This window comes from Clostridium sp. CTA-7 (assembly GCF_054768095.1).
This window is the reverse complement of record NZ_BAAAAV010000002.1, coordinates 380,547-405,097: the sequence shown is the minus strand read 5'-3', so window position 1 is coordinate 405,097 and position 24,551 is coordinate 380,547. Positions and strand designations below refer to the sequence as shown.

At 27.4% G+C, this 24,551-nt stretch carries 23 protein-coding genes and 2 riboswitches; of the genes, 1 reads left to right on the top strand and 22 read right to left on the bottom strand.

Annotation, left to right across the window (positions count from 1 at the left end; translation table 11 throughout):
• Positions 1–14: 14 nt before the first annotated feature.
• The 8 genes from spoVAD to helD form a co-directional block, all read right to left on the bottom strand.
• Positions 15–1,049, bottom strand: coding sequence for a stage V sporulation protein AD (gene spoVAD / locus ACYUEX_RS04935; protein WP_460286811.1), 1,035 nt, complete (start codon positions 1,047–1,049; stop codon positions 15–17).
• A 15-nt stretch (positions 1,050–1,064) separates the two neighbouring features.
• Complete coding sequence (spoVAC, locus tag ACYUEX_RS04930; protein ID WP_322545759.1) at positions 1,065–1,535, bottom strand: stage V sporulation protein AC; 471 nt, start codon at positions 1,533–1,535, stop codon at positions 1,065–1,067.
• 359 nt (positions 1,536–1,894) lie between these two features.
• Complete coding sequence (gene sigF, locus ACYUEX_RS04925) at positions 1,895–2,650, bottom strand: RNA polymerase sporulation sigma factor SigF (protein WP_411168665.1); 756 nt, start codon at positions 2,648–2,650, stop codon at positions 1,895–1,897.
• A 9-nt stretch (positions 2,651–2,659) separates the two neighbouring features.
• Positions 2,660–3,091: an anti-sigma F factor gene (gene spoIIAB, locus ACYUEX_RS04920; protein WP_460286810.1), complete on the bottom strand. Its 432-nt coding sequence runs from the start codon at positions 3,089–3,091 to the stop codon at positions 2,660–2,662.
• Positions 3,092–3,104: 13 nt separating this feature from the next.
• The gene (spoIIAA, locus tag ACYUEX_RS04915; RefSeq protein ID WP_460287060.1) at positions 3,105–3,440 is read right to left on the bottom strand and encodes an anti-sigma F factor antagonist; all 336 of its coding nucleotides are present in this window, start codon (positions 3,438–3,440) and stop codon (positions 3,105–3,107) included.
• 207 nt (positions 3,441–3,647) lie between these two features.
• Positions 3,648–5,957: an AAA family ATPase gene (locus ACYUEX_RS04910; protein WP_460286809.1), complete on the bottom strand. Its 2,310-nt coding sequence runs from the start codon at positions 5,955–5,957 to the stop codon at positions 3,648–3,650.
• A gap of 239 nt (positions 5,958–6,196) precedes the next feature.
• Positions 6,197–7,369, bottom strand: a complete 1,173-nt coding sequence (locus ACYUEX_RS04905) for an FprA family A-type flavoprotein (RefSeq protein ID WP_460286808.1) — start codon at positions 7,367–7,369, stop codon at positions 6,197–6,199.
• Positions 7,370–7,510: 141 nt separating this feature from the next.
• Positions 7,511–9,790: an RNA polymerase recycling motor HelD gene (helD, locus tag ACYUEX_RS04900; protein WP_460286807.1), complete on the bottom strand. Its 2,280-nt coding sequence runs from the start codon at positions 9,788–9,790 to the stop codon at positions 7,511–7,513.
• A gap of 472 nt (positions 9,791–10,262) precedes the next feature.
• Here helD and ACYUEX_RS04895 point away from each other — a divergent pair, with 472 nt between their 5' ends.
• A complete protein-coding gene (locus ACYUEX_RS04895) occupies positions 10,263–10,913 on the top strand; it encodes a TrkA C-terminal domain-containing protein (RefSeq protein WP_411168670.1) in 651 nt (216 codons plus the stop codon).
• Positions 10,914–10,935: 22 nt separating this feature from the next.
• Here the strand turns inward: ACYUEX_RS04895 and ACYUEX_RS04890 are convergent, their stop codons facing one another.
• From ACYUEX_RS04890 to hcp, 14 genes are all read right to left on the bottom strand, one after another.
• Complete coding sequence (locus tag ACYUEX_RS04890; protein ID WP_460286806.1) at positions 10,936–11,478, bottom strand: hypothetical protein; 543 nt, start codon at positions 11,476–11,478, stop codon at positions 10,936–10,938.
• A gap of 92 nt (positions 11,479–11,570) precedes the next feature.
• Positions 11,571–12,170: a hypothetical protein gene (locus tag ACYUEX_RS04885; protein ID WP_460286805.1), complete on the bottom strand. Its 600-nt coding sequence runs from the start codon at positions 12,168–12,170 to the stop codon at positions 11,571–11,573.
• A 20-nt stretch (positions 12,171–12,190) separates the two neighbouring features.
• The gene (locus ACYUEX_RS04880) at positions 12,191–12,946 is read right to left on the bottom strand and encodes a flavodoxin family protein (protein ID WP_460286804.1); all 756 of its coding nucleotides are present in this window, start codon (positions 12,944–12,946) and stop codon (positions 12,191–12,193) included.
• A 100-nt stretch (positions 12,947–13,046) separates the two neighbouring features.
• Positions 13,047–13,892, bottom strand: a complete 846-nt coding sequence (locus ACYUEX_RS04875) for a protein phosphatase 2C domain-containing protein (RefSeq protein ID WP_460286803.1) — start codon at positions 13,890–13,892, stop codon at positions 13,047–13,049.
• Positions 13,893–14,238: 346 nt separating this feature from the next.
• Positions 14,239–15,594 carry a DUF711 family protein gene (locus ACYUEX_RS04870; RefSeq protein WP_460286802.1) on the bottom strand — a complete coding sequence of 452 codons (1,356 nt, stop codon included), beginning with the start codon at positions 15,592–15,594 and terminating at the stop codon, positions 14,239–14,241.
• A gap of 14 nt (positions 15,595–15,608) precedes the next feature.
• A complete protein-coding gene (locus tag ACYUEX_RS04865; RefSeq protein WP_411168674.1) occupies positions 15,609–15,878 on the bottom strand; it encodes an ACT domain-containing protein in 270 nt (89 codons plus the stop codon).
• A gap of 185 nt (positions 15,879–16,063) precedes the next feature.
• Positions 16,064–16,729: an LPXTG cell wall anchor domain-containing protein gene (locus tag ACYUEX_RS04860; RefSeq protein ID WP_460286801.1), complete on the bottom strand. Its 666-nt coding sequence runs from the start codon at positions 16,727–16,729 to the stop codon at positions 16,064–16,066.
• Positions 16,730–16,988: 259 nt separating this feature from the next.
• A complete protein-coding gene (locus ACYUEX_RS04855; protein WP_460286800.1) occupies positions 16,989–17,558 on the bottom strand; it encodes a TasA family protein in 570 nt (189 codons plus the stop codon).
• Positions 17,559–17,592: 34 nt separating this feature from the next.
• A riboswitch (cyclic di-GMP riboswitch) is annotated at positions 17,593–17,676 on the bottom strand.
• Positions 17,677–17,682: 6 nt separating this feature from the next.
• On the bottom strand, positions 17,683–18,369 hold the full coding sequence (locus ACYUEX_RS04850) for a signal peptidase I (protein WP_460286799.1): 687 nt from the start codon (positions 18,367–18,369) through the stop codon (positions 17,683–17,685).
• 49 nt (positions 18,370–18,418) lie between these two features.
• Positions 18,419–18,503: riboswitch (cyclic di-GMP riboswitch) on the bottom strand.
• A 121-nt stretch (positions 18,504–18,624) separates the two neighbouring features.
• The gene (locus ACYUEX_RS04845; protein ID WP_460286798.1) at positions 18,625–18,978 is read right to left on the bottom strand and encodes a DUF1667 domain-containing protein; all 354 of its coding nucleotides are present in this window, start codon (positions 18,976–18,978) and stop codon (positions 18,625–18,627) included.
• A gap of 1 nt (position 18,979) precedes the next feature.
• Complete coding sequence (locus ACYUEX_RS04840; protein WP_460286797.1) at positions 18,980–20,233, bottom strand: NAD(P)/FAD-dependent oxidoreductase; 1,254 nt, start codon at positions 20,231–20,233, stop codon at positions 18,980–18,982.
• Between the two features lie 11 nt (positions 20,234–20,244).
• Complete coding sequence (locus tag ACYUEX_RS04835; protein WP_460286796.1) at positions 20,245–21,684, bottom strand: FAD-dependent oxidoreductase; 1,440 nt, start codon at positions 21,682–21,684, stop codon at positions 20,245–20,247.
• Between the two features lie 368 nt (positions 21,685–22,052).
• The gene (locus tag ACYUEX_RS04830; RefSeq protein ID WP_411168681.1) at positions 22,053–22,724 is read right to left on the bottom strand and encodes a Crp/Fnr family transcriptional regulator; all 672 of its coding nucleotides are present in this window, start codon (positions 22,722–22,724) and stop codon (positions 22,053–22,055) included.
• A gap of 85 nt (positions 22,725–22,809) precedes the next feature.
• Entirely contained in the window at positions 22,810–24,447 is a 1,638-nt protein-coding gene (gene hcp, locus ACYUEX_RS04825) for a hydroxylamine reductase (protein WP_460286795.1), read from the bottom strand.
• Positions 24,448–24,551: the final 104 nt, after the last annotated feature.

Below are 24,551 nucleotides of genomic sequence, written 5' to 3'. Positions count from 1 at the left end.
TTAGTTTCTCCCTTCTATTCTTCTTTAAACTCTATAGCTACTGCATGTGCAATTCCTGGAATACTTTCACCTTGTAGTGATGAAGTTGTACTCATTAATGCTCCTGTAGAAATTAACAATAGATTTTTTATTTCTTTTCTCATTAACTTTTTATAGAAACACCCTGAAGAAACTACGGCAGAGCATCCACAACCACTTCCACCTGAATCTGTATTTTGAATGTCATCATCAAATATCATATCTCCACAATCTACATAATTTTCTCTTATATCATAACCATACTCTAATAATAACTTACAAGTAATTTCCTTTCCAATTTTACCCAGATCACCTGTAGCTATTATATCATAGAACTTAGGATCTCTTCCTGTATCTTTAAAATGCATTGCCATGGTATCTACAGCAGCTGGAGCCATAGCTGCTCCCATATTATTAGCATCCTTTATTCCATAATCTTTAACAACCCCTGTAGTTATATAAGTTACTTCCGGGAAATTTCCTTCTTTACCTAACACCATTGCTCCTGAGCCTGTTACTGTCCATTGAGCAAGCGGACTTCTTTGTGCTCCATATTCTAAAGGAAATCTAAACTGTCTTTCTGCAGAACTAAAATGTGAAGATGTTGAAGCTACAACATAGTCTGCAAATTCACCATCCATCATCATAGAAGCTATACTTAATGATTCTGACATTGTTGAACATGCTCCATACAATCCAAAAAACGGTATATTTAATTTTCTCGCAGCAAAAGATGAAGATGTTAATTGGTTTAATAAATCTCCAGCAAACAAATAGTCTATATCTTCTTCTTTTAAATTTGCACGATTTATTGCTCCCATTATTGCTGTGTACATCATTTCACTTTCAGCTTTTTCATAACTTTCTTTTCCAAACATATCATCATTTAATATTTCATCAAAATAACTACTTAATGGGCCAGCACCTTCTTTAGGTCCAACAATAGAGTACGTTGCTATTATTTTAGGAGGGTTTTGAAGCTTTACAGTTTGCTTTCCAACCTTTTTTATATTTAAATTTTTATCACTCATAGCAATTCACCTTTCTTATGTTAATAGTTTAATAAAGTAATAAATAATACCCACTATTACTGAACTTCCTATACCATATACTAATACCGGTCCTGCTATGGTAAACATTTTTGCAGCTACACCAAATACGAAACCTTCTTTTTTGAATTCTATAGCTGGTGCTACAATAGCATTTGAGAATCCTGTTATTGGAACTACTGTTCCCGCACCTCCAAATGAGGCTATTTTATCATATATACCAACTCCAGTTAATAAAGCTCCTAAAAATACCATTATTATCGGTAATATCATTTTTACATCATCTTCTAGAAATCCATATTTAATTAGAAGTGTTTGTAAAATCTGACCAATTGTGCAAATTGCACCTCCAACCAAAAATGCTCTTACACAATTTCTAACTAGCTTAGGTTTAGGATTAGTCTGATTAGCTATAGTTTGAAATTTATCCATTATCTGTTGTTCATTAGGTGTCTTCTTTTTAGCCATATTTATTACTCCTTTCTAAATATGTATAATTTTATTATTCCAATTATTACGAATATAACACTGGAATATCTTTGAAAAAAGTGGACATATATAAGTTTACTTATTCCGTCACTCCGCTCCAAGTCAACGCAAACTTACATATGTCCACTTCCAAGCTGAAGGTAAGGAAAGTATAAAATAAATCTACTTTTCCAAATCAAATTGATAAAAGTCTTATATATTAACATTTTCAAAGTTTTAAACTTTTATACTTTCCTAAACATTAAAAACAAAAAATCTTTTGATTTTTATTTCAAAAGATTTTTAATATACTTTATTCATTTTTTTATTCCTTTATTGTCATTAGTATTTTTATTTTTTTATTCTTGTAGCTTTTGCTTCATCAAAACTAACACTTTTTTCTCTATTCTAGATACTTGAACTTGGCTTATTCCAAGCATTTTTGCTACCTGTACTTGAGTTTTATCTTTAAAGTATCTAAGCATTATTATTTGCCTTGACTTACTATCAAGACTTCTTAAAGCTTCTTTTAGTGCAATTTTATTTATCATATCACTATCGTCTTCACCCTTTTCGCTTAGTTTGTCTATAAGTAAAACAGGCGCTCCATCATCTTGGTGAATAGTATCATATAAATATTGCATACTAGCTGAAGATTCTATTGCAAATAATATTTCTTCTTTATCAACACCTGAAAATTCAGATAATTCTTCAATTGTTGGTTCTCTATCTAATTTTTTAGTTAATTGTTCTTTATCAAAATGTAACTTCCTTGCCAAGGTTTTTACATTTCTGCTAACTTTAATTATTCCGTCATCCCTTATAAACCTCTTTATTTCACCTATTATCATAGGAACTGCATAGGTAGAAAATTTAACATTAAACTTATCATCAAAGTTATTTATAGCTTTAACTAGTCCTATAGATCCTATTTGAAAAATATCTTCGTAGTCATACCCCCTATTAAGAAATTTTTTACTAATGGATGATACAAGAGGTAAATTCATTTCAATGACTTTATTCATTGCATCTTGATTACCTGCTTTGGCTAGAGGTATCAATTGTGAATTTTCTTCATAATTATATACCCCTTTTCTTACACTTCCATTCTCCATATACTTCACCTAACTTACTATGTTGAATTTCTTCTTCATTACAACTTTAGTTCCTTTACCTTCTTCACTTTTAACTTCTAAGCTATCCATAAATGTTTCCATAACTGTAAATCCCATTCCAGATCTTTCTAATTCCGGTTTTGAAGTGTATAATGGCTCCATTGCTCTTTCTACATCTTTTATTCCTCTACCAAAATCCTCGACGCTTATAGTTATTTCATCTCTACTTATACTAGCTTCTATTTTAATTGTTCCCTCTTTTTTACTTTCGTAACCATGTATTATGCAATTTGTTACAGCTTCTGATACCGCTGTTTTTACATCTGTTAATTCTTCTAAGGTTGGGTCTAATTGGGATACAAATGCAGCAACTGCAACCCTTGCAAATCCTTCATTTTGGGATTTACTCATTAATTCTATACTAATTTTATTATCTACCATTTTAAACCCTCCATTAAATACTTATTACTGCTTCATTTAAATTACTGTATATATCAATAATTTTATACATACCTGATATTTCAAAAACTTTATTTACAGTCCTATTAATTTCTACTACACATAGCTTTCCATTTCTATTTTGCATTTTCTTATATCTTCCTATTACAACACCTATACCTGAGCTATCCATAAATGTTACGCCATTAAAATTTAATATAACTTTTTTTATGTTATCTCTATCTATTCTATCATCTATCTTAACTCTTACCTCTTCGGCACTATGGTGGTCCAATTCTCCCATTAAGCTAACAATTAGTTTGTCTTCTTTTTTGTCGAATTTTAGATACATATAAATCACCCTAAAGTTATTTACTTTAGAGTATTTCACCTCCTCAAATGTATTCTGTTTTGTTTTTCCTTCTTTTTCCATAATTTTAACATATTAGTTTATTCATAGTCAAATGAAATAATACATTTTTTACAAATTTATAATTCTTTCTATATATAAAAAAGAATTAACATATATTAATCATTGTTAATTCTTCTTTCATTAATCCTATTCTTCTTTTTTGTCTTTATTTTTTTTATATTTTTCAATTTCTAATTTTATACTTAAATAAAACTCTTCTAAGGTTTCATCTTTATTCAAGATTAAAGTTTCTATTGCATCATTTAAATCATCCATTATATAAATATGAAAATCCCCTTTTTCTATGGCTTCTTCAATTTCTGGAATTAATATTAGTTCGTTCTTATTTGATGAAGGTATTAACACACCTTTATTGTTAACCCTATCTAAAAAATTACAAACCCTGAAAAATCCTTCTATCTTTTCATTTACTCCACCTATTGCTTGGACTTCTCCTAATTGATTTATAGATCCTGTTACTGCAATATTTTGTTTAATTGGTCTTTTACTTAAAGCGGACAGAATACATATAACTTCTGCAACTGATGCACTATCACCATCTATTAAACCATAAGTTTGTTCAAAGCTTAAATAAAAGTCTATAGGAAGCTCTTCATATGGATTTAATATATTATTTAAAAGTCCCTTTAGTATATTTATTGATTTTTCATGTATTTTTCCACTTAACCTACTCTCTTTATGGATATCTATAATTCTTCCACTTCCCTTTTGGGCAATACAAGTTATTCTCATTGGCTTTCCAAAAGAATGGTAACCAGTGTCTAGAACAGCCAAAGCATTTATAACTCCAACTCGATTACCAACAACGGATATTAAGATCTTATTGTCTTTATAAAGCGTATCATATTCATCTTCTATTCTTTCTGTAGCATAAGCAATTTCTATTATATCTCTCGATTCTATCATTGATGATTTTCTAATTTTAGCATTATCGTTTGATAAAATTATTAATTTTTCTATTTCCATAGTATCTATATTTACTTTTGTCTTGCTACTTGCCATTCTGGATAAATATTTTATTACTTCATTTACTCCATCTTCTGTAATAGGCATAAGATTATTTTCTTTTATTTTTCTTAATATTGACTTATTTATATAAGAACTAGCATTTTCGTTTACTTCAACTATAGGATTAAATTCTGCTCTTAAAGGAAATAATTTTCCAAAGTCTTCATCTAAACTATACAATGTGTCATAAGTTTCTTGGTCTCCAATTAATATAACTTTAACATCTATAGATATAGGTTGTGGCTTTAATCCATTAATTGATATTAATTCAACATATGATTTTGATATATCATATGTTATTTTATTAGACATTAATGCCTTTTTTAAATGATAGTATGCGTACGCATTGTTAGCAAGAGAATTTACTCTTAATATTAAACAACCTTCATTTGCTTTTAATAAGGTACCTGCATTTATTAAAGATATATCTGTAGTATAAACTCCATTACGATTTTCGTATTCTATAAGTCCCATTAAATTATTTACATTTGGGTCTTCTTCATATATAACTGGTGGAGTATATCTTAAACTGTTATCTACTAACAAATGTATATTATATTTGTTTATAACTTCATAAAGTTGTTCTTCATCTTCATCTATATCCATTGTATAACAATTTATAATATCTTTTTCAATAGATATAAATAATTTTTCTAAATACTCATATGCATTATCATCATCTATAAATCCCATTAAAGCTTCATCCTTATAGACTTCCATTTCACTTGCTAAAAAATTACTATATATTTCTTTAAGTTTTTTAATGGATTTATTTTCTATATCCTTAAGCTTTCCTAGGACTATCTCTGCTCTTTTCTTTAAAATTGATGCTTTTGCAACTATAGCTTCTTTTTTATTTTTTTCTAAGTTATCATATTCTCTCTCACTAATCACTTTTTCATTTATTAAAGGAATAAAAGCAAATCCTTTACTTGTAACTTTAACTTCAAAATCTTCTTTTTTTGCCATCTCAATTAGTTCACTTATATAATCATTTCTTTTCCCTTGTATTTCTTCTATAATCTCGTCTTTTTCATTGTCTGTAGAAGAATTATAGAATTCTTCTACTATTTCTATATAATACTTTCTTATTTCTTCAACAGTATCTTTTAATTTTTTACCTCTTCCATTATTAACAAATAAAACTTCTGGCTTCTTATCATCCTCTACTGTAACATAACAAATATCCTTTGGAGGTTTCAGATATTTATACTGCTCCTCTATATAATCTTTTAGCTTCTTTAGTTTTTCTTTAGAAAATGAATCTATTAAATAAAGATTGTATCCTTCTTTATCTATACTAAGAGCTCTTCCGATTTTTTCATACTCACTATCTATTTCAGGAATTTTTGTTACACTCCCCTTGAAATTCCCTTCTTTAAAATTAAAATTAAATTTTACATCTTGTGAAGTCAATTCTTTTCTCATATATTTCCTATCTTACAAATTGCATAATGCAATTATTAAGAAGCAGTTTCCCCCCTTTTTTAGTATTTATTATATAGATATTCTTAATGTGTTTGTTTAGGGAATAGTTTTTTAAATTTAATTTAGTTTCTATACATTTAACCTATTAGATGTATATGAGAATTTATTTATACTAGCACTTTAATCTTATTCTAAAAATAAAGGACGTATGATTTCAAAATCATACGTCCTTAAGATTATTACATTAATTCTATAAATTTATCTACCATTTCCTCTGCATTTTTAAAATCTTGTTCTGATGGTACAAAGCAGAATGATAATCCTGGATCTACAACTTTAAGCTTTAAATCCTTTAATCTTGCAGTTAGCATCTTAACTCCTTCACCACTCCAACCATAAGATCCAAAAGCTACAGCTGCTTTTCCTCTATTTATAATTGGATTAACTAATGATAGTAAGTCCCAAGAAGGCTTTACTGCATCTTGATTAATAGTTGGAGAACCAACCATAAATCCTTTTGCTTTTTCTATTTTTGATATACTTTCTTCTAGAGGAATACTTGTTATCTCTGTAACATCAGCTTTAAATCCCTTTTCTTCTAGCTTCTCTTTCATAAAGTTAGCTATAACCTCTGTATTTCCATAAGCAGAAATATAGAAAATTTCTACTTTTTTATTATCTACAGGTGCTTCTGTTGCCCATGCTCTGTATAAGTTTAATATTTTATCTATATTTGCAACATGAACTGGTCCATGGCTTGGTGCTATAACTTCAATATTTAAATCTTTTATTTTCTCTAGTCCCATTAAAACAAATCTCTTAAATGGTCCCATAATACAATTAAAGTAATATTCCATTTCTACAAAATATTCTTCATTTAAGCTTTCAGTTATTCCACCTTCTGGGCAATAATGAGAACCTGTAAAATCACATGTAAATAATAAATTCCTTTCCTTTACATATGTGAATATAGTATCTGGCCAATGTAAGTTCGGAGCATTTATAAATTTAAGTGTTGTTTCTCCAAGAGATATTTCTTCTTTTGCTTCTAAAGTATTAAAATCTCTGTTTAATATATTCTTTAAGTAATTTAATGCTGCTTTAGATCCTACTACCTTAATTTCTGGATAATCTTCTATTAGTTTTATTAATGAACCACTATGGTCTAGCTCAGTATGTTGAACTATTACATAGTCTACTTTTTTATCTCCAATTATATCTTTTAAATTCTTTTTAAATTCATCATAGAAACCAGTCTTTACTGTATCAACTATGGCTACTTTCTCATCATTTATTACATAAGAGTTATAGGTTGTTCCTTTTTTTGTTTCCATTATTATATCAAATACTCTTAACTCTGGATCTTTTACACCTATCCAATAAATATTATTTTTTAATTTTTCTTGTAACATATACCTACCTCCGAGTTTAATCTTTTCTGTGCATGTATTCTAGAAATATTTTATCATAAAGAGTTTTGTCAAACAATTATCAAATTTGACGATTTAGTATATACTTTCGCCTAAACTTTAAACTACTCTACAAAAAACTTTCTATTTTATCATTTCTGTTATATTATCGATTTCTATTATATATTCATAATGCAATGCTCTTGTTAAAGCAACATATAATAGTCTTTGATCTAAAAGAATATCCTTATAGTTAGTATCACTTGGATTATATATAATTGTTGCATCAAATTCTAAGCCTTTTGTTAAATAGGATGGAATTATTAAAATATTATCTTTATTCTCTTTTTCATTCCCCTTTATAAGAGTTGCTTTATATGTTGAATGTTTTTTTATAAGCTTTTCTAATATTTTTCCTTCCTCTAATCCCTTTGTAATAATAGCTATACTACTTTTATCACTATTTATAATCTCTGTAATTATATTATTTATATTTTGTACTGCTTCTTTTTCATTAATACATTTAATAATTTTTGGTGCTTCTCCATGTCTTAATACAGGCTTTGCACTCTTTAAGTCTAATTTTTGTGAACTTAAAGCACCCTTTGCAAAATCTATTATTTCAACGGTTGATCTATAGCTCTGTGTTAACTGCATATAAGTTGCCTTACCATTAAAGACTTTATCTACTATATCACTCCAATTTTTTATTCCCTTATAATAGTATATTCCTTGAGCTATATCACCAACTAACGTAAGAGAATTTCCCTTAGTAAAATGATTTACTAAGTAAATTTGAAATGGGCTATAATCTTGAGCTTCATCAACTACTATATGAGTATATTTATCTTTTTCTTCGACTCCCTCTAATAGCATATTGATATATAAAAGTGGTACTAAATCATCTTCATCCATAATACCTTTTTCATAATTACCTATAACTTCATCTTTCATAAATTCAGATAGTTCTTTAGGTATTTTATTTAAAGTTGCAAGTTCAAAAAACTCTTTATTTCTAAATAAATCTATATATATATCTCTAGAAGTTATTCCTCTCCATTTTTTAAAGTACTCATTAATTTCTTTTTTTGAATTATTTCTTATGTTATTTTTTATTTCATCTCTTTTAGCATATACTTCTATTAATTTCTTTCTTCTCTCTTCCCCATCCTCTAACTTAAGCTTTATATTTTTAATTTTAGCATCCCACTCTAAATCAATTTGAAGACAAAGTATTTCTATCTTCTCTTTAAGCTTTAAACTTAGATACCTTTTAATTTCATCTTTTCTTTTATTTATTGGATAACTTTTTAAATCCTTAAGATAAAGCCTCATTATTTCCCTTTTATTAAATAATATATAATCGCATATAACTATATCTGTTATGTCAACAGAATCTCCTTCTAATAAAGCAATATATCTATCTATAATTGTTTTAAAAGTTAATGTTCCCTTTATTTTAGATGAGTTTGCTATAAACTTACATCTTTCACTATCAGTAGATTCTATAAGTTCTTTTAACTTCTCGTCTTTTCCTTTAACCTTTGTTTTAAGCTTTAAGTATTTTAATACTAATTCCTGAAAAGTTGTTTGTTTTACCTCATCTACACCTAAGTTAGGTAATATATCAGAAATATAATCTAAAAATAGTTTATTAGGTGCTAAAACTAATATATCCTTTCCTTTTATAGTTTCAGAATACCTATATATTAAATATGCTAATCTATGTAAAGCTATGGTAGTTTTCCCTGAACCAGCTGAACCTTGGACTATGATTGGCAGATTTTTAGGCCATCTTATAATATCATTTTGTTCTTTCTGTATTGTAGCAACAACTTCCTTAAGTTTTTTCCCTCTACTTTCTTCAAGATTTATTTTTAAAAATTCATCTACTAAGTCACTACCTTCATCACTACTTTTTATTATTATTTCATTTATTCCTTCGTCAAATATATCTGTTAATGAATCTTCTTTAAATAGGAATTTTCTTTTTAAAGACAATTTACCTTCTATAATTCCAACTGGAGATTTATAATATGCGTAACCTCCAGTTCCACTATAGTATAAATCTGCTACTGGTGTTCTCCAATCAACAACTATTTCCTCGCCATCTAAAGTTGAACTTACAGCTTGTTTGCCTATATATATACTTTCGTCTTCCCCTCTTAATTCTCTAAAATCAACTCTGCCAAAATAAGGAACCTTTAAAGCTTCCTCATAATTCTTTATATCTTTTTTTAATACAGAGTATATTTTTTCTGTAGTTTCTTTTTCTTCATTATAATTTCCTTTTGACTCTTTTGTTAAAGTTCTTAATTTCTTTTCTATAATTTCATGATTTTTTCTTTTCTCTAAAAGCTCATTTGTTATCTTTTCCCTTTTTCCCTTTAATATATTTTTTTCTAACTCTAAATTTTTATTCATAGCAGTACCTCTAAATTCAACTAATGCCTTAATTATAGGCTAATTAAATTTTAAATTCAATTATATAAAACCTATAAATTAATATATTTTAAAATATTTAGTCCGATCAACACTTTAAAATATATTATATTCCAATTATTTACTATAAATTTAGTATTTATTCTACTTATAGAAATAGGTTATATATATGTTCTAATTAATATTCTACATTATCTATATTTAAATTAAAATCAATAATTAAAATTCAAAATACAAGTTTAATAGTGAATTAGAATAATATAGTTTTTAATTTTGCATATATAGGTTCTTTAAACTCATCTTATAACTATATAACTTACAAAAATTGAAATACTATATTAAATTTAGAAACTTTAATAGAACTTATATACATATTTATAAATTATAACTCTCTATAAGTATTTTACTTTCTTATATTGTATGTTAGAATCTTTACTGGAAGGAGATGTTAGTATTGTCTAAGCAAACAAAAACACCTAACTATATAAAAATAGCCATGGATATAGCTTATAGAATAATTAATAATGAATTTTTAGAGGGCAGTAAAATCACAGGAAGAACAACTTTAGTTAGTATATATAATGTGTCTCCTGAAACTATCAGAAGATCCTTAGCATTATTAAAAGATATGAATGTTGTTACTATAAATGAAAAAAGTGGCATTATTATAAATGATAAATATTCAGCTAAAGAATTTTTAAATAAATTCAAAACAAAATCTGATTTTACTTACTTAAATAGTGAAACCTTTGACTTAATAAAACAAAGAAAAGAAATTGATGCGAAGCTTGAAAAAAATATTAATTCAATAATAGAATTTGCTACTCAATTAAGAAATGTAGGTTCTATTATTCCATTTGAAAGTATAGTAGAAAAAGATAGTTTTGCAGTAGATAAAAGTATAGGTGAACTTAACTTTTGGCATAATACAAAGGCAACAATAATTGCTGTAAAAAGAGATGGTGATTTATTCTTATCTCCAGGGCCTTACTTTAAAATACATTCACAAGATATAATTGTTTATGTTGGAGAAGATTCAGTTCTTGAGACAGTTAAAAATTATATTGCTTTGCCATCAGTTGATGACAAAATCAAAAACAGCTAAAGTAAATTACTTTAGCTGCTTTTTAATTAATATCTAATATATAATTAACTGCTTCTTCAAATTCTATTTTTCTAAATTTCTTTCTAAGTTTAAATTTTATACTCTCTATATATTTAATTGAAAACGGAAGATATTCTTCTATAATATTTATATATTCATTTGTAAAAAAATCTTTACTTAATACTACTGAAAATAATATAAGCATTATACAATTTGTTTTTATAAGCTCCTTTAATTCAACTATATTCTCTCCCTTGAAGCAATTAGCATCTCTTAATAGTTTTACTGTGAAATTTATTAATTTATTTGATATTTTATCTAATTTATATTTAGGTGCTAACTGTGACATTATAGTTATATGCTTACTTTTTATATCTAATTTTAAATCCTGTAAATCATCTGCAATCTGAAGTAAAAATCCATAAAAAATACAAAATGATACTTCCTCTTTATCAAGTTTTCCCTTTGTTAAAAATCCATCTACTAATACTGATGAGCCACCTTTTTCAATAGATATACCTAAAATGTCATCTTCATAAGGAATACTATTCCCTTCTTGTTGCATTAGGCTTTTTATTTGCCCTTCATGAATTAAAAGTAAAGATTCATATAACTCAGTATAAACATCTCTTTTAAATATTTCCTCTATACAACTAACTAATGTATAAACGATTCTTCATAAGAATTTTTATCTTCTATAAGCTCTCCTTTCAAGCGTTTTTTTAAATTATAATTAAATTTTTCTTTTTTATTTATATCTATTTCTATATTATCTAAATAATTATCTGTATATGGATACAGCATACTATATCCAAAGATAGCTTTAGAAAATTCTACCTTTTGCCCAAATGATGCCTGAAGAATATTTATTATCCAAACATTCCTCATAGCCTGTCCTATATCACTATAACTTAAGCTCTTGTTAAACTTTTTTGCTTCTTTTATAAAGCTTTTAGTACTATTAAAGAAATCATTCTTTAGATTTTTATTTATTATTCCAAGTTTAAAAGCATCTTCTTCACTTTCAATGAAATCATCTATTATTTTATCAAAATCATTTTTCCACTTTTCCTTTTTATTATCTTCCTGTGGAAATTCTTTTATTTTTTGAATTATTAAATCTATATATTTATCTAATTTATTTTCTTTATTTTTCTTATCTATCTTTGTATATTTCTTCATATCTAACTTGAAATTTCTATCAGCTTGCCACCATAGTTTACTACATTCTAAATATATTTCGTTTATTATATCCATTACTAAGCCCCCAAATTATACTACTTTTTATTGCTACTTCCAATAATATTATAAGTAAAGTTACCTATTACTCTTCTAAAAATTCCAATTTCAATATCTGGATGATAAACAAATTTTGAAAGCTCTGAATTCTCCCAATATCTATAATCTGCATCTCCTTCTTTAAAAGGTACTTCACTATATCTTCTCCATAAATTATACATAAAGATAGATTTTACTTTTGGCTTGTGTATTTTTTTAGATACTAAGTCTTTACTAAAATTTCTAGATATATATTTTATTTTTTCTATATTTTTATTACTTAGTTCTGTTCCCCTATATGCTATTGGTATCATTTCTACAAAATTAAATCCCCAATAATATAAAACATCCTTAATGTATTTTGCTGAAACTTTATGTCCTGCCCCTGCAGTAGTAGTAATCACTAAAGCCTTTTTTGTAAAGAATTTTGGCCTATGAAAGTTATAAGACATATGATCTATGAATGTTTTTAAAAGTCCGCTAACTTGCATTGAATAAACAGGTGAAGTCATTATAACAGCATCTGAATTTTCAATTTCCTGTACTATGTTATTTATTTTTTCATTGTGTGGACACTTATCTTCACCTTTATAAATACATGCAAAACAACCATTACAATATGGTATATTTTCTTTCCTTAATTCAATATCTACAAACTCAATTTCACTATACTTTTTCATTTCATCTCTCGCTAAGTTTAATACAGTCCAAGTATTACCTCTTCTTGGACTACCGTGTATTACAACGCACCTCATAATTTCCCCCTAAAATAAAAGAGAAAGCATTATTTATCGCCTTCTCTTTTGCTAATTATTCCCTATTAATTATACACCACATTTATCCAAATTGTAAATTTTATAGTTCAAAATAAATGATACTTGAATCATCTTTTTTCTTTAACCTTGGATAACGCGTACACTCACTATACTTTTCTTGCTCTTCACTTAAACCTTTAAATAAATCTTCTATATTATTTTCTTTTACCAATCTTATAAATTCTTTATAATCCTTTGTTAAGTTAAGTGTATCATAATACTGCGAAAATCCATCTGAAGTAATACAAATATTAAGTTCTCTATTTATAGGTACTTTACTAAATATGCCATTATCTACGATATCTTCATTTAACTCTAATATATAATATCCATTTAATTTATTTTTTAATTTTCTTACTTTAATTACCTCATCATTACAGTATTGTCTTGACTCTAAAACTGATATATTATTTATTTTACTAACTTCACACATTTTTATTAATATATTTTCTTCTAATTCTATTAATCTTTTATCGACAACCTCTTTTATCTGACCATTATCTTCAATATAAATTAAAGTACAATCACCAATTACATAATACTCTAATTCTCTATCATTAAATCTTACTAAAGCTAATGCTGCGCAAGGATAATCTACCTCATCTAAATCACTAAATCCATTATACATTGAATACCTTGCTTTTACTTCTTTGACTCCATTTTTTATTATCTCTTTAATATCCATAGAACTATTTATATTATTTCTTAAATAATCATCTAAAGCTTCAACATACCATAATGCATCAGTTTCCTTTTCAGTAATCCTTTTACCTGTCAATCCTGTTGCTCCATCTAATATCCATGCTGCACCATCAACTATAGTTAATTTATCTTCATTGGGTTTAATATTAGACCCTTGCTTTGATAAAGCCTTTAAATTTCTCATATAATATTCCCCCGTATATACCTTAAAACATTTTATTTATAATACTCCTCTATACAATTTTTAATTAGTATTATAAATTCAATTAAATAGTACTATATTTATTGATATAAGTAAAATTAATATTAATCTAACTTAAATAAAAGAGTTAAGACTATAATATTTAGTTTTTTATAATAATACATATTCAAATAACCGCTATAATCATTTTTATAAATCTATTATAGATTATTAATCTACATATTTATTAAATTCTATACAATATATTTTTAGTAAAGTTATATTTTAACTTTTAATAATAAAAAATGGATAATTATATTTTAAAATTATAATTATCCATAAATATCTATTAATTTTTAAATGAGTGAATTGGTGCAGGTATTCTTCCACCTCTTTGTATAAATAGAGAGGATGAATATTTATTTACAGGCATTACAGGAGCAGTTCCTAGTAGTCCTCCAAATTCAACTAAATCTCCTACCTTGCAACCTGGTGCTGGTATAACTCTTACTGCTGTAGTTTTATTATTAATCATTCCTATTGCTGATTCATCTGCAATCATAGCCGCTATTGTTTCTGCTGGCGTATCTCCAGGTACTGCAATCATATCTAATCCAACTGAACATATAGCAGTCATAGCTTCTAATTTTTCTAAGTTTAATGATCCATTTAAAACTGCATCTATCATTCCTGCATCCTCTGAAACTGGTATAAATGCTCCACTTAGTCCACCTACATGACTACATGCCATAACTCCACCTTTTTTAACTGCATCATTTAATAATGCAAGAGCTGCTGTGGTCCCATGAGTTCCAACTACTTCAAGTCCCATTTCTTCTAATATATGTGCAACAGAATCTCCAACAGCAGGTGTTGGTGCTAAAGATAAATCTACTATACCAAATGGCACTCCTAATCTTTGAGAGGCCTCTTGTGCAACTAATTGTCCCATTCTTGTAATTTTAAATGCAGTTTTCTTTATAGTTTCTGAAACTACATCAAAGGATTCTCCTTTAACCTTTTCTAATGCTCTTTGTACAACTCCAGGGCCACTTACACCGACGCTTATAACCTTATCAGCTTCTCCAACTCCATGAAATGCTCCAGCCATAAAAGGATTATCTTCAACAGCATTACAAAATACTACTAATTTAGCACATCCAAAACCTTTTGTATCTTTGGTGTATTCTGCAGTTTCTTTTATAATTTCTCCCATTTCTCTAACTGCATCCATATTTATTCCACATCTTGTTGATCCAACATTTACAGAAGAACAAACCTTACTAGTTTTAGCTAAAGCTTCTGGTATTGATTTTATTAAGATTTTATCACCTTTTGTATAACCTTTTTGTACTAGTGCTGAAAATCCTCCTATAAAGTCTATTCCTAAGGTTTCAGCAGCTTTATCTAGAGTTTGTGCAAACTTTACATAATCTTCTTCATCACTTGCTCCTGCAATTATTGATATCGGAGTTACAGAAACTCTTTTATTTACTATTGGAATACCAAATTCATTTTCGATTTCCTTTCCAACTCTAACTAAATCCTTAGCAGATGTAACTATTTTATTATAAATTTTTTCTCTCGCCTTATCTCCATCTGAATCTATACAATCTAATAAAGAAATTCCCATTGTTATTGTTCTAATATCAAGCTTTTCTTCCTCTATCATCTTTATAGTTTCTAATATATTATTACTCTTCATTACTTCTCCCCCAATTATAAAGTGTGCATTGAGTTAAATATTTCTTCTCTTTGAATTTTAACATCTACCCCAAGTTCTTCTCCTTTATCTAGAAGTGAACTTTTAATTTTATCAAAATCTGAATTAGCTTCCTTTAAATCCAACATCATTATCATAGTAAAATACTTATCCATTATAGTTTGATTTACATCTAAGATATTTATATTTAATCTTAGCAACTCATTGCTAACTCCTGCTACTATTCCAACTTTGTCTCTTCCTATTACTGTTAAAATGGCTTTCATTAACTTCAACTCCTATCAAAATTCATTATAATTTTTTATATAACCTAAAAAGTTATTATAATTTTATCCCTAGTACGTAAATTTGTCAATTATACATAATCATTATTCGTATTTGTTGTAAAAAATAAGATACTAAAATTATATTTAGTATCTTAATCTTAAATAATTCAATATATTTTAACAACTTATACCTGTGTTTTTTTTCTCTTTAAAATAAATATACCTTCAACTAATAATAAACTCCCTATACCTAGTAACAGACTTGAATTAATTTCACTTCCTGTTTCAGGTAAATTTTTATTAGTTCTATCATTTTTATTTGTATATCTATTTAAGTTACTATAATTTATTAAAAACTTTAAGTTTTTATATACATCTTGTGCTTCGTTACCTAAATTTTCATTTATATTAATTGTCATATTTAATTTTTTATTTTCTCCTGATAGTATTATTACATCATCATTTATCATCTCATATTTATTAAATAGATTTTCTAAACTTCCTGTATATAAAACCTTGCCATTTTCATCAGTAATTTTTATTGATGAATTTTTTACTAATATATTCTTATCATCATTTCCTTCATAATTTATGTTATTTTCAAAAGTAATCATCTCTAGCTTTATATCATTTGAAGAATTATTATATACTATAAATGAATTTGTCTTTGTATCCCCTGGAGCCCATAGCCCATCTTTTTCTTCATTAAATATGCTTTCATAACCTTCTCCAACAACTTCTAATACTACACCATCTTGTAAAGAATAAGCTTTTGTTTCATAAATATTCTTACTTAAACTAACAATAACTAAAGCTAAGCACACACTATTTAATAACTTCTTAAATAACATATTCACCCCTCTTAAATATTTATATTTTTTACCCATTTTACCAAATTATTTAATAAAGATAGATTTTATTCAAATATTGAGAAATATATTTTAGATAATAGTCTCTGTTAGATATTTTTGTTGATATAATAGTTGCGTAATCACAAGGGCTAACTTTAATAACTTATATGCTATAAATAATTTATCCACAGATTTTAAAAATATAATTTCCTATATAGTAAAATAAAGATGCAAAACCTGCATCCTTATCTTATTTATATTAATAAATTGTTTGATGAGCACCAACAACTATGAATTCTTGTGCACCTAGCTCAAAGGCTTTCCCCATCCACTCATTACTCATTGATTCTTCTACTGTAACTTTAACTGTTGCTCTTATAAATCCACCATGAGCTCCAACACCATTTTCGTACCATCTATTTGCATAATTTGGATCTATTGAGACCTTTCCAGTTTGTGAAGTAACATCTACTAATTCAACCTTTAAACCTTGTGGTAAATTCTTCTTTAATTCCACTGTAGTATCAGCTTTTAAAGAACCTTGGTTAGCTATAACTACATCTCTCTCAAATGTATCTCCAGGCTTAACATTTTCAAATGTTAGTGTTTCTGCAGTAGTTGATTTTACTTCTGTAGCTTTTGATGTTGCTTTCCATGTATCTTTTCCAGCATCTGTAGCCCAATATGCATCTACATCTAATGTACCCATAGTGATGTTTACATTATCAGTTAATGTATCACTATCTGTGAAATATGCATAAGTACCAAATCCCCCCATACCAGTTGTTAAAGCGGCAGCTAATAGTAAAGCTGCAATTTTCTTATTCATAAAACAATCCTCCATTAAAATATATTTTTTATATAATATTAATGGTGTGGATTCACTATTAACTCCACATAATCCAAGTGACCATATACAGATTATGCTTCAAAGTCCCATTAAGATTGACTTATTAATTATTTAATTGAAAATTTTTATTTTTCTTTACCTTTTTAATCTCTATTATTAATTCCTTTATTATAAAGTACATAAATACTATTCCCATAATAGCCAAAAATTTTAAATCTTGAAATTTAGCTATTATATATCCTAGATAAGGGATATTAAATTTATATTTAGAAACTAAGTTTTCTTTGGGAACTATATTAGCATCTAGTGCTTCATTTGCATCACCTTTTGTTATAAAGGCTTCGCCTCCATTTTTTACTTCAACAACTCTATGAGTTACTAGCATCCTACCATCTCTATAAGTGACTATATCTCCTACTTTTATTTCCTTTGTATCCTTAACTACTTTTCCAATTACTAAGTCATTTAATTTAAACTCTGGTACCATACTTTCACTTAATACATTTAAATAGGTATTTCCAAATAAAGTAGGTATATAATCAGTGTTAATTCTTATTTTTATACTTTGAAAAGTTAAAACAAATATTGTTGTTAATACAATAAATATTATATAATTTTTTATCATTTTCAATGATAATGCCCTCTTTAAAAAGGATTTTTCTTTATTCTTCTTACTTCTTCTTTTAAAAGTTTCACTTGCTTCTTTATCATTTACAATATTTTCATCTTCTAATTCATTTTTTTCTATAATGCTGCTCTCATTTTTGTTTTCTAAAATAATATTAATCATATATATTTATCTCCTAATAATTAAAATAAAAAAACTCCAATCTATAATATATAAATTGGAGTGGGTTCACTACTGGCTCCATCTATTCCAAGTGACCAAATTACAGAATAGACTTCTTTGCATCCATATACATATGGTACTATAGCCAAAATAGATTGTCAACCATTTTTTGTATATTTTACCATTTTATTACTTATTTACTTTTAAAAAAAGAGTAATTTTAATATTTTACTCTTTTTTTAATTTATATTATAATTATGCTTTTTTTATAGTTTTAGTCGCTACTACATCTACTCCTGTTCCTAGTAGATTTTCTAAAATTATATCCCCTATTTTTATAGGTGCTTCAAGAGTTAAACCATTAATAGCTTCCATAGCTTTAAATGTTAAAGCTTTTGGTATTGCTAATTTAGTTTTAACAGAAATAACAGGTAATTCTCCATTTAATATTTTCACAGTAGTTGTAATAATTCTAACAGGATTAGTTATTTCATCAATTCCATAAGCTTCCCCTCTTTTACAACCATTTCCAGTGACTTTCTTATTTTCTACATCCACCTTTAAATGACATCCTATAGGGCAACAAATACAAATAAGCTCCTTTTCCACTTTATTCACCCTCCTCTAAAGAAATTATTAAATCCTCTTCGATATTTTCTAATTGCTTCTTTGTTAAAATAACTTTCTCCATTTCTGATGGTGCTAAGTGTTTTCTTTTAAATTTTGATATTATCATATCTCCTGACTTAACGACTAAAACTTTATTTTTATAAACATTATTTACTCTCATAAAAATAGTTAATTTATCATCCATATCTTCTATAGAAATTTTTTGTGGTACTGTATAATTTATAGAGTTACCATTTTTTATATTTAAATATTTTTTCTTTTTTAAATTATTATTTAAATATTTTGAAACAGCCTTTCCAGCATGTTTAGATTCTTCAGTAACAAAATCGACTAAATCATGTACATGAACTACATTACCACAAGCAAAAATCCCATCTACGCTTGTTTCCATATTTTCTGTTACTATCAAACCATTAGTTCTTTTATCTAATTCAATACCTGTCTTTATAGATAAATCATTTTCTGGTATTAAACCAACTGATAATAATAATGTATCACAATCAAACTCTATTTCAGTTCCTTTAATGGGTTTTCTATTATCATCTACCTTTGATATTATTACTTTTTCTAATCTTTTATCTCCTACTATATCGACAACTGTATGAGATAAATATAATGGTATATTGTAATCTTCTAAACATTGAACTATATTTCTATTAAGTCCATTTGAATATGGCATAAGCTCAACAACTGCTTTTACTTTAGCCCCTTCTAAAGACATTCTTCTAGCCATTATTAATCCTATATCTCCAGATCCTAAAATAACTACCTCTTTACCAGGCATATATCCTTCAATATTTACATATCTTTGAGCTGCCCCTGCAGTAAATATCCCTGATGGTCTATCACCGGGTATACTCACAGCTCCTCTTGTTCTCTCTCTACAACCCATAGCCAATATAATTGCTTCTGCTTCTAATATCATATATCCATCTTTAGAATTTATTGAATGAACTCTTTTACTTTCCTCTATTTCTAATACCATAGTATCTAGTTTTATATCAATATCTACGTCCTCTACCATGTTTATAAACTTATCCGCATACTCTGGTCCTGTAAGTTCCTCCTTAAAAGTATGAAGCCCAAATCCATTATGGATACATTGATTTAATATTCCTCCAAGCTCTCTATCTCTCTCAATTATTAAAATATTTCTTACACCATTTAAGTAAGCCTCATATGCAGCTGCCAGTCCTGCTGGCCCTCCACCTATTACAATTAAATTATATCTCATACTTCTCCCCCCTATTTTGATTTCCCAGTCAAAATATATGAACCATCTTTTTCTAAAACAATATCCTCTAAAGGTAGATTAAGTTCTCTAGATATTATCTCCTGAACACGTGGACCACAAAAACCACCTTGACATCTTCCCATTCCAGGTCTGCATCTTCGCTTTATACCATCTAAGGAAACACTTCCAAAACATCTTTTAATAGCATCAATAATTTCACCTTCAGTTATTTGTTCACACCTACATATAATTTTTCCATAATTGCTATCTTTTTTAATCAACTCAATCTTTTCTTCTTCTGATAATTCCATAAATCTAATTTGTTTTCTATATGGATTAAATTCTTGTTTTTTGCTTATTTCAAGTCCACTTACTTTTAACATTTCTACTATATCTATTGCTATAGCTGGTGCCGATGATAGTCCTGGAGATTTCATACCTGCTACATCTATAAAACCCTTAACTTTTTTATTTTCTTCAATTATAAAATCCCCACTATCAGGATGAGCTCTAAGACCTGCAAAATTCCTTATTACATTTCTAAAATTAATTTTATCAGTTGTTTTTAAACACGTTTCCTTTACATATTCTAAGCCTTCATCTGTTGTTTTTACGGATTCCTTATCAATAATTGTTTCTGCATTTGGTCCAACTATTAAATTACCATGCACAGTTGGTGTAACAAGAACACCTTTACCAAGCTTTGATGGACATTGAAATACTGTGTTATTAAATAGCTTTCCTTGATTTTTATCAATTACATAATATTCTCCTCTAATTGGAGTTATTTTAAATTCTTCTTCACAAATCATATTGTGAATTTTATCTGCATAAACCCCGGCTGCATTTATTATATATTTTGTTTCTATAACTTCTCCATCATTTATTTTAATTTTAAATACATCATTTTCTAAATCATCTTTACTTATTCCTACAACTTCACTTCTTAATTTAATTTCTCCTCCATTTGCAATACCATTCTCTATTAAAGCTATAGTATATTCAAATGGTCCAACTATTCCTCCCGTTGGAGCATATAATGCTCCTAACACACTTGAATTTAAATTAGGCTCTTTTTCTAAAACTTCCTGAGTATTTAATATTTTCAATCCTCTAACTTTATTTTTACAGCCATTGTTATATAGCTCTTGTACTAAATTCATTTCATCATCATTAAAAGCCAATACTAATGAACCATTTCTTATAAAAGGAACTGATAACTCATCGCATATTTTTTCAAACATTTCATTTCCTTTCACATTATACTTAGCCATCAATGTTCCATTTTCAGGATCATATCCTGAGTGGATTATAGCTGAATTAGCTTTAGTAGTCCCCATTGCTACATCATTTTCTCTTTCAATGGCTACTACTTTTAAATTATGCCTAGTCAACTCTCTAAATATAGAAGCTCCTATTATTCCTGCTCCAATTATGGCAACATCATACATATATATACCCCCATTAAAATATATTTTAATAACAAAAAAGCACAAAAATAAGAATGCAATTCTTATTTTTGTGCTTAACTCTAGTTCTCCTTAGCACATTAAATACATTATGCTAAAATTATATCATATAGTTTTCTTTATGTATATGGAATTTTCAGAATCTTTTTGATTTAAACTCGTCAAAATTATACAAATTTTATTACTTCACTAATTTGTTATAATATTTTTTCAAAAATCGTATTTAATTACTTAAAAATTTCTATTATAATGTATTTATTACACAGGTTAATTTAAGTTATCTCTTTACAATTTATATATACCAAGCAATTAGGCAGACTTCTATAAATAGAGTCTGCCTAATTATTTTACTATTCTATAAAAAATTCATCTTCTAATCCTTCAAGATCTTTAATTATTATTTCTTTTAAAGTAAATTCTATAAGCCCCATATCTCTCATATTTATAAGTTCCCTTGAAAGAGATGGTCTAGGGATTCCTAGTTCTTCAGCCATATCTTTTTTAGATGATATTTTAAAAGAAAATGTATTATTCTTTTTATAATTATCAAGTAATATTTTGCATATTTTTCTTCTTATAGAGTCTAGTTCTATAAGATTAATCTTTTTATTTAATATAACTATCTTTTGTGATAAAAGCTCCAATATATTTTCTGTGAATTTAGTATTCTTCTGTATTATTCCTAAAACACTTTTTTTGGGAAAGGATAATACCTTACAATTCTCACCGGCCATAACAGTTGCAGGATATTCTTTTTCTTTAGAAAATAATAGAGCTTCTGCAAAAACATCACTTACATTAAAATTTGCTAATGTTAATACTTTCCCATTTTCATATATAGTTTGAATAACAGCTTTACCTTCAATAATTACAGATAAACTATTACATTTTTCTCCTTGATTTGCTATTACTTCTCCTTTTTTATATGATTTTATTATATAAGATTCACTCTTTAATATTTCCTCTATTTCCAATTCTGAAATTCCCTTAAAAAAACAGGTATTTTTTAAAACATCTATCATAAAAGTTTCCCTTCCTAAAATATATATTGCAATTTAAGAGAAATAGTTATAACTACTTCTCTTAAATTTATCTATTATATATATTTTATGCTAAAAACATCTCTAAGTCATCTTCAACGTTAGTTATTCCACCAATACCAAAGTTTTCAACAAGTACTTTAGCAACATTTGGTGATAAGAATGCTGGTAGTGTTGGTCCTAAGTGGATATTCTTAACTCCTAGGTATAATAGTGATAATAAAACTATAACAGCTTTTTGTTCATACCATGCAATGTTAAATGCTAATGGTAAATCATTAATCTCTTCTAGTTCGAATACTTCTTTAAGCTTTAATGCTATTAATGCTAATGAATATGAATCATTACATTGTCCTGCATCTAATACTCTTGGAATTCCACAAATATCACCTAAATCTAATTTGTTATATTTATATTTTGCACAACCTGCTGTTAATATTACAGTATCTTTTGGTAATGCTTTTGCAAAGTCTGTATAGTAGTTTCTTGATTTAGCTCTTCCATCACATCCTGCCATTACAAAGAATTTCTTTATAGCTCCTGATTTAACAGCATCTACTACTTTATCAGCAAGTTGCATTACTTGGTTATGAGCAAATCCTCCTATGATTTCTCCATTTTCTATTTCTACTGGTGCTTGACACTTCTTAGCATGTTCAATTATTTCTGAGAAATCTTTAGCTGCTCCATCTACACCTTCTATATGCTTACATCCAACAAAGCCAGCTGCTCCTGTTGTATAGATTCTATCTTTATAGCTATTTCTTGGTGGAACTATACAGTTAGTTGTCATTAATACTGGTCCATTAAAGCTTTCAAATTCTTCAGCTTGCTTCCACCATGCATTTCCATAGTTACCTACAAAGTGAGTATATTTTTTAAATGCAGGGTAATAGTGAGCTGGTAACATTTCTGAGTGAGTATATACATCTACTCCTGTACCTTCTGTTTGCTTTAATAATTGTTCTAAATCTTTTAAGTCATGTCCTGATACTAATATACCTGGATTATTTCCTACTCCTATATTAACCTTTGTTGCCTCTGGATGTCCATAAGTTTCTGTATTAGCTTTATCAAGTATAGCCATACCACTTACCCCAATCTTACCAGTTTCTAAAGTTAAAGCTACAAGGTCATTTACTCCCATAGTGTCATCTAACATCTTTGATAAAGTTTCTTGCATAAATGCATTTACTTCTTCATCATCATAGCTTAATTCATTAGCGTGCTTCATGTAAGCTGATAATCCTTTTAATCCATAAGTTATAAGTTCTCTTAAGCTTCTTATATCTTCATCTTGTGTTTGTAATACACCTACATTTACTGATTTTGCATCATATTCTTCTCTTGTAGTTGCTGTCCATTTCGCAGCTTCTGATAAACCTTCTTTATTTGATAATTTATTTAATAACTCTTCTTTTATTTCTAAAGTTCTTTTTACTCTTGCATAGAATATTTCATCATCAAAGTTAGCATTAGTTATAGTTGTAAATAAATTTAATGTTATAAAGTGATTAATTTCACTTGAAATTTCTTTTCCTTCTTTTCTTAATCTTGTTGTAACTTCTGATAATCCTTTTGTTGTATATACTAATAGATCTTGCATTCTAGCTAAATCTGGTGATTTACCACAAACTCCAAATTTTGTACATCCAGTACATCCTGCTGTTTCTTGACATTGGAAACAAAACATTTTATTTTCCATTGAAAAATCCTCCTTGATAATCTAAATCTTAATTTATTTCTTTTATGATTACATTATATGAGGATTTTAATCGGAATTCGGTAACAATCGTTACATATATAATA

Coding starts and splice junctions, on each gene's coding strand:
- spoVAD (WP_460286811.1), bottom strand. CDS start 1,049: ATGAGTGATAAAAATTTAAATATAAAAAAGGTTGGAAAGCAAACTGTA.
- spoVAC (WP_322545759.1), bottom strand. CDS start 1,535: ATGGCTAAAAAGAAGACACCTAATGAACAACAGATAATGGATAAATTT.
- sigF (WP_411168665.1), bottom strand. CDS start 2,650: ATGGAGAATGGAAGTGTAAGAAAAGGGGTATATAATTATGAAGAAAAT.
- spoIIAB (WP_460286810.1), bottom strand. CDS start 3,091: ATGGTAGATAATAAAATTAGTATAGAATTAATGAGTAAATCCCAAAAT.
- spoIIAA (WP_460287060.1), bottom strand. CDS start 3,440: ATGTATCTAAAATTCGACAAAAAAGAAGACAAACTAATTGTTAGCTTA.
- ACYUEX_RS04910 (WP_460286809.1), bottom strand. CDS start 5,957: ATGAGAAAAGAATTGACTTCACAAGATGTAAAATTTAATTTTAATTTT.
- ACYUEX_RS04905 (WP_460286808.1), bottom strand. CDS start 7,369: ATGTTACAAGAAAAATTAAAAAATAATATTTATTGGATAGGTGTAAAA.
- helD (WP_460286807.1), bottom strand. CDS start 9,790: ATGAATAAAAATTTAGAGTTAGAAAAAAATATATTAAAGGGAAAAAGG.
- ACYUEX_RS04890 (WP_460286806.1), bottom strand. CDS start 11,478: ATGCAACAAGAAGGGAATAGTATTCCTTATGAAGATGACATTTTAGGT.
- ACYUEX_RS04885 (WP_460286805.1), bottom strand. CDS start 12,170: ATGGATATAATAAACGAAATATATTTAGAATGTAGTAAACTATGGTGG.
- ACYUEX_RS04880 (WP_460286804.1), bottom strand. CDS start 12,946: ATGAGGTGCGTTGTAATACACGGTAGTCCAAGAAGAGGTAATACTTGG.
- ACYUEX_RS04875 (WP_460286803.1), bottom strand. CDS start 13,892: ATGAGAAATTTAAAGGCTTTATCAAAGCAAGGGTCTAATATTAAACCC.
- ACYUEX_RS04870 (WP_460286802.1), bottom strand. CDS start 15,594: ATGAAGAGTAATAATATATTAGAAACTATAAAGATGATAGAGGAAGAA.
- ACYUEX_RS04865 (WP_411168674.1), bottom strand. CDS start 15,878: ATGAAAGCCATTTTAACAGTAATAGGAAGAGACAAAGTTGGAATAGTA.
- ACYUEX_RS04860 (WP_460286801.1), bottom strand. CDS start 16,729: ATGTTATTTAAGAAGTTATTAAATAGTGTGTGCTTAGCTTTAGTTATT.
- ACYUEX_RS04855 (WP_460286800.1), bottom strand. CDS start 17,558: ATGAATAAGAAAATTGCAGCTTTACTATTAGCTGCCGCTTTAACAACT.
- ACYUEX_RS04850 (WP_460286799.1), bottom strand. CDS start 18,369: ATGATTAATATTATTTTAGAAAACAAAAATGAGAGCAGCATTATAGAA.
- ACYUEX_RS04840 (WP_460286797.1), bottom strand. CDS start 20,233: ATGAGATATAATTTAATTGTAATAGGTGGAGGGCCAGCAGGACTGGCA.
- ACYUEX_RS04835 (WP_460286796.1), bottom strand. CDS start 21,684: ATGTATGATGTTGCCATAATTGGAGCAGGAATAATAGGAGCTTCTATA.
- ACYUEX_RS04830 (WP_411168681.1), bottom strand. CDS start 22,724: ATGATAGATGTTTTAAAAAATACCTGTTTTTTTAAGGGAATTTCAGAA.
- hcp (WP_460286795.1), bottom strand. CDS start 24,447: ATGGAAAATAAAATGTTTTGTTTCCAATGTCAAGAAACAGCAGGATGT.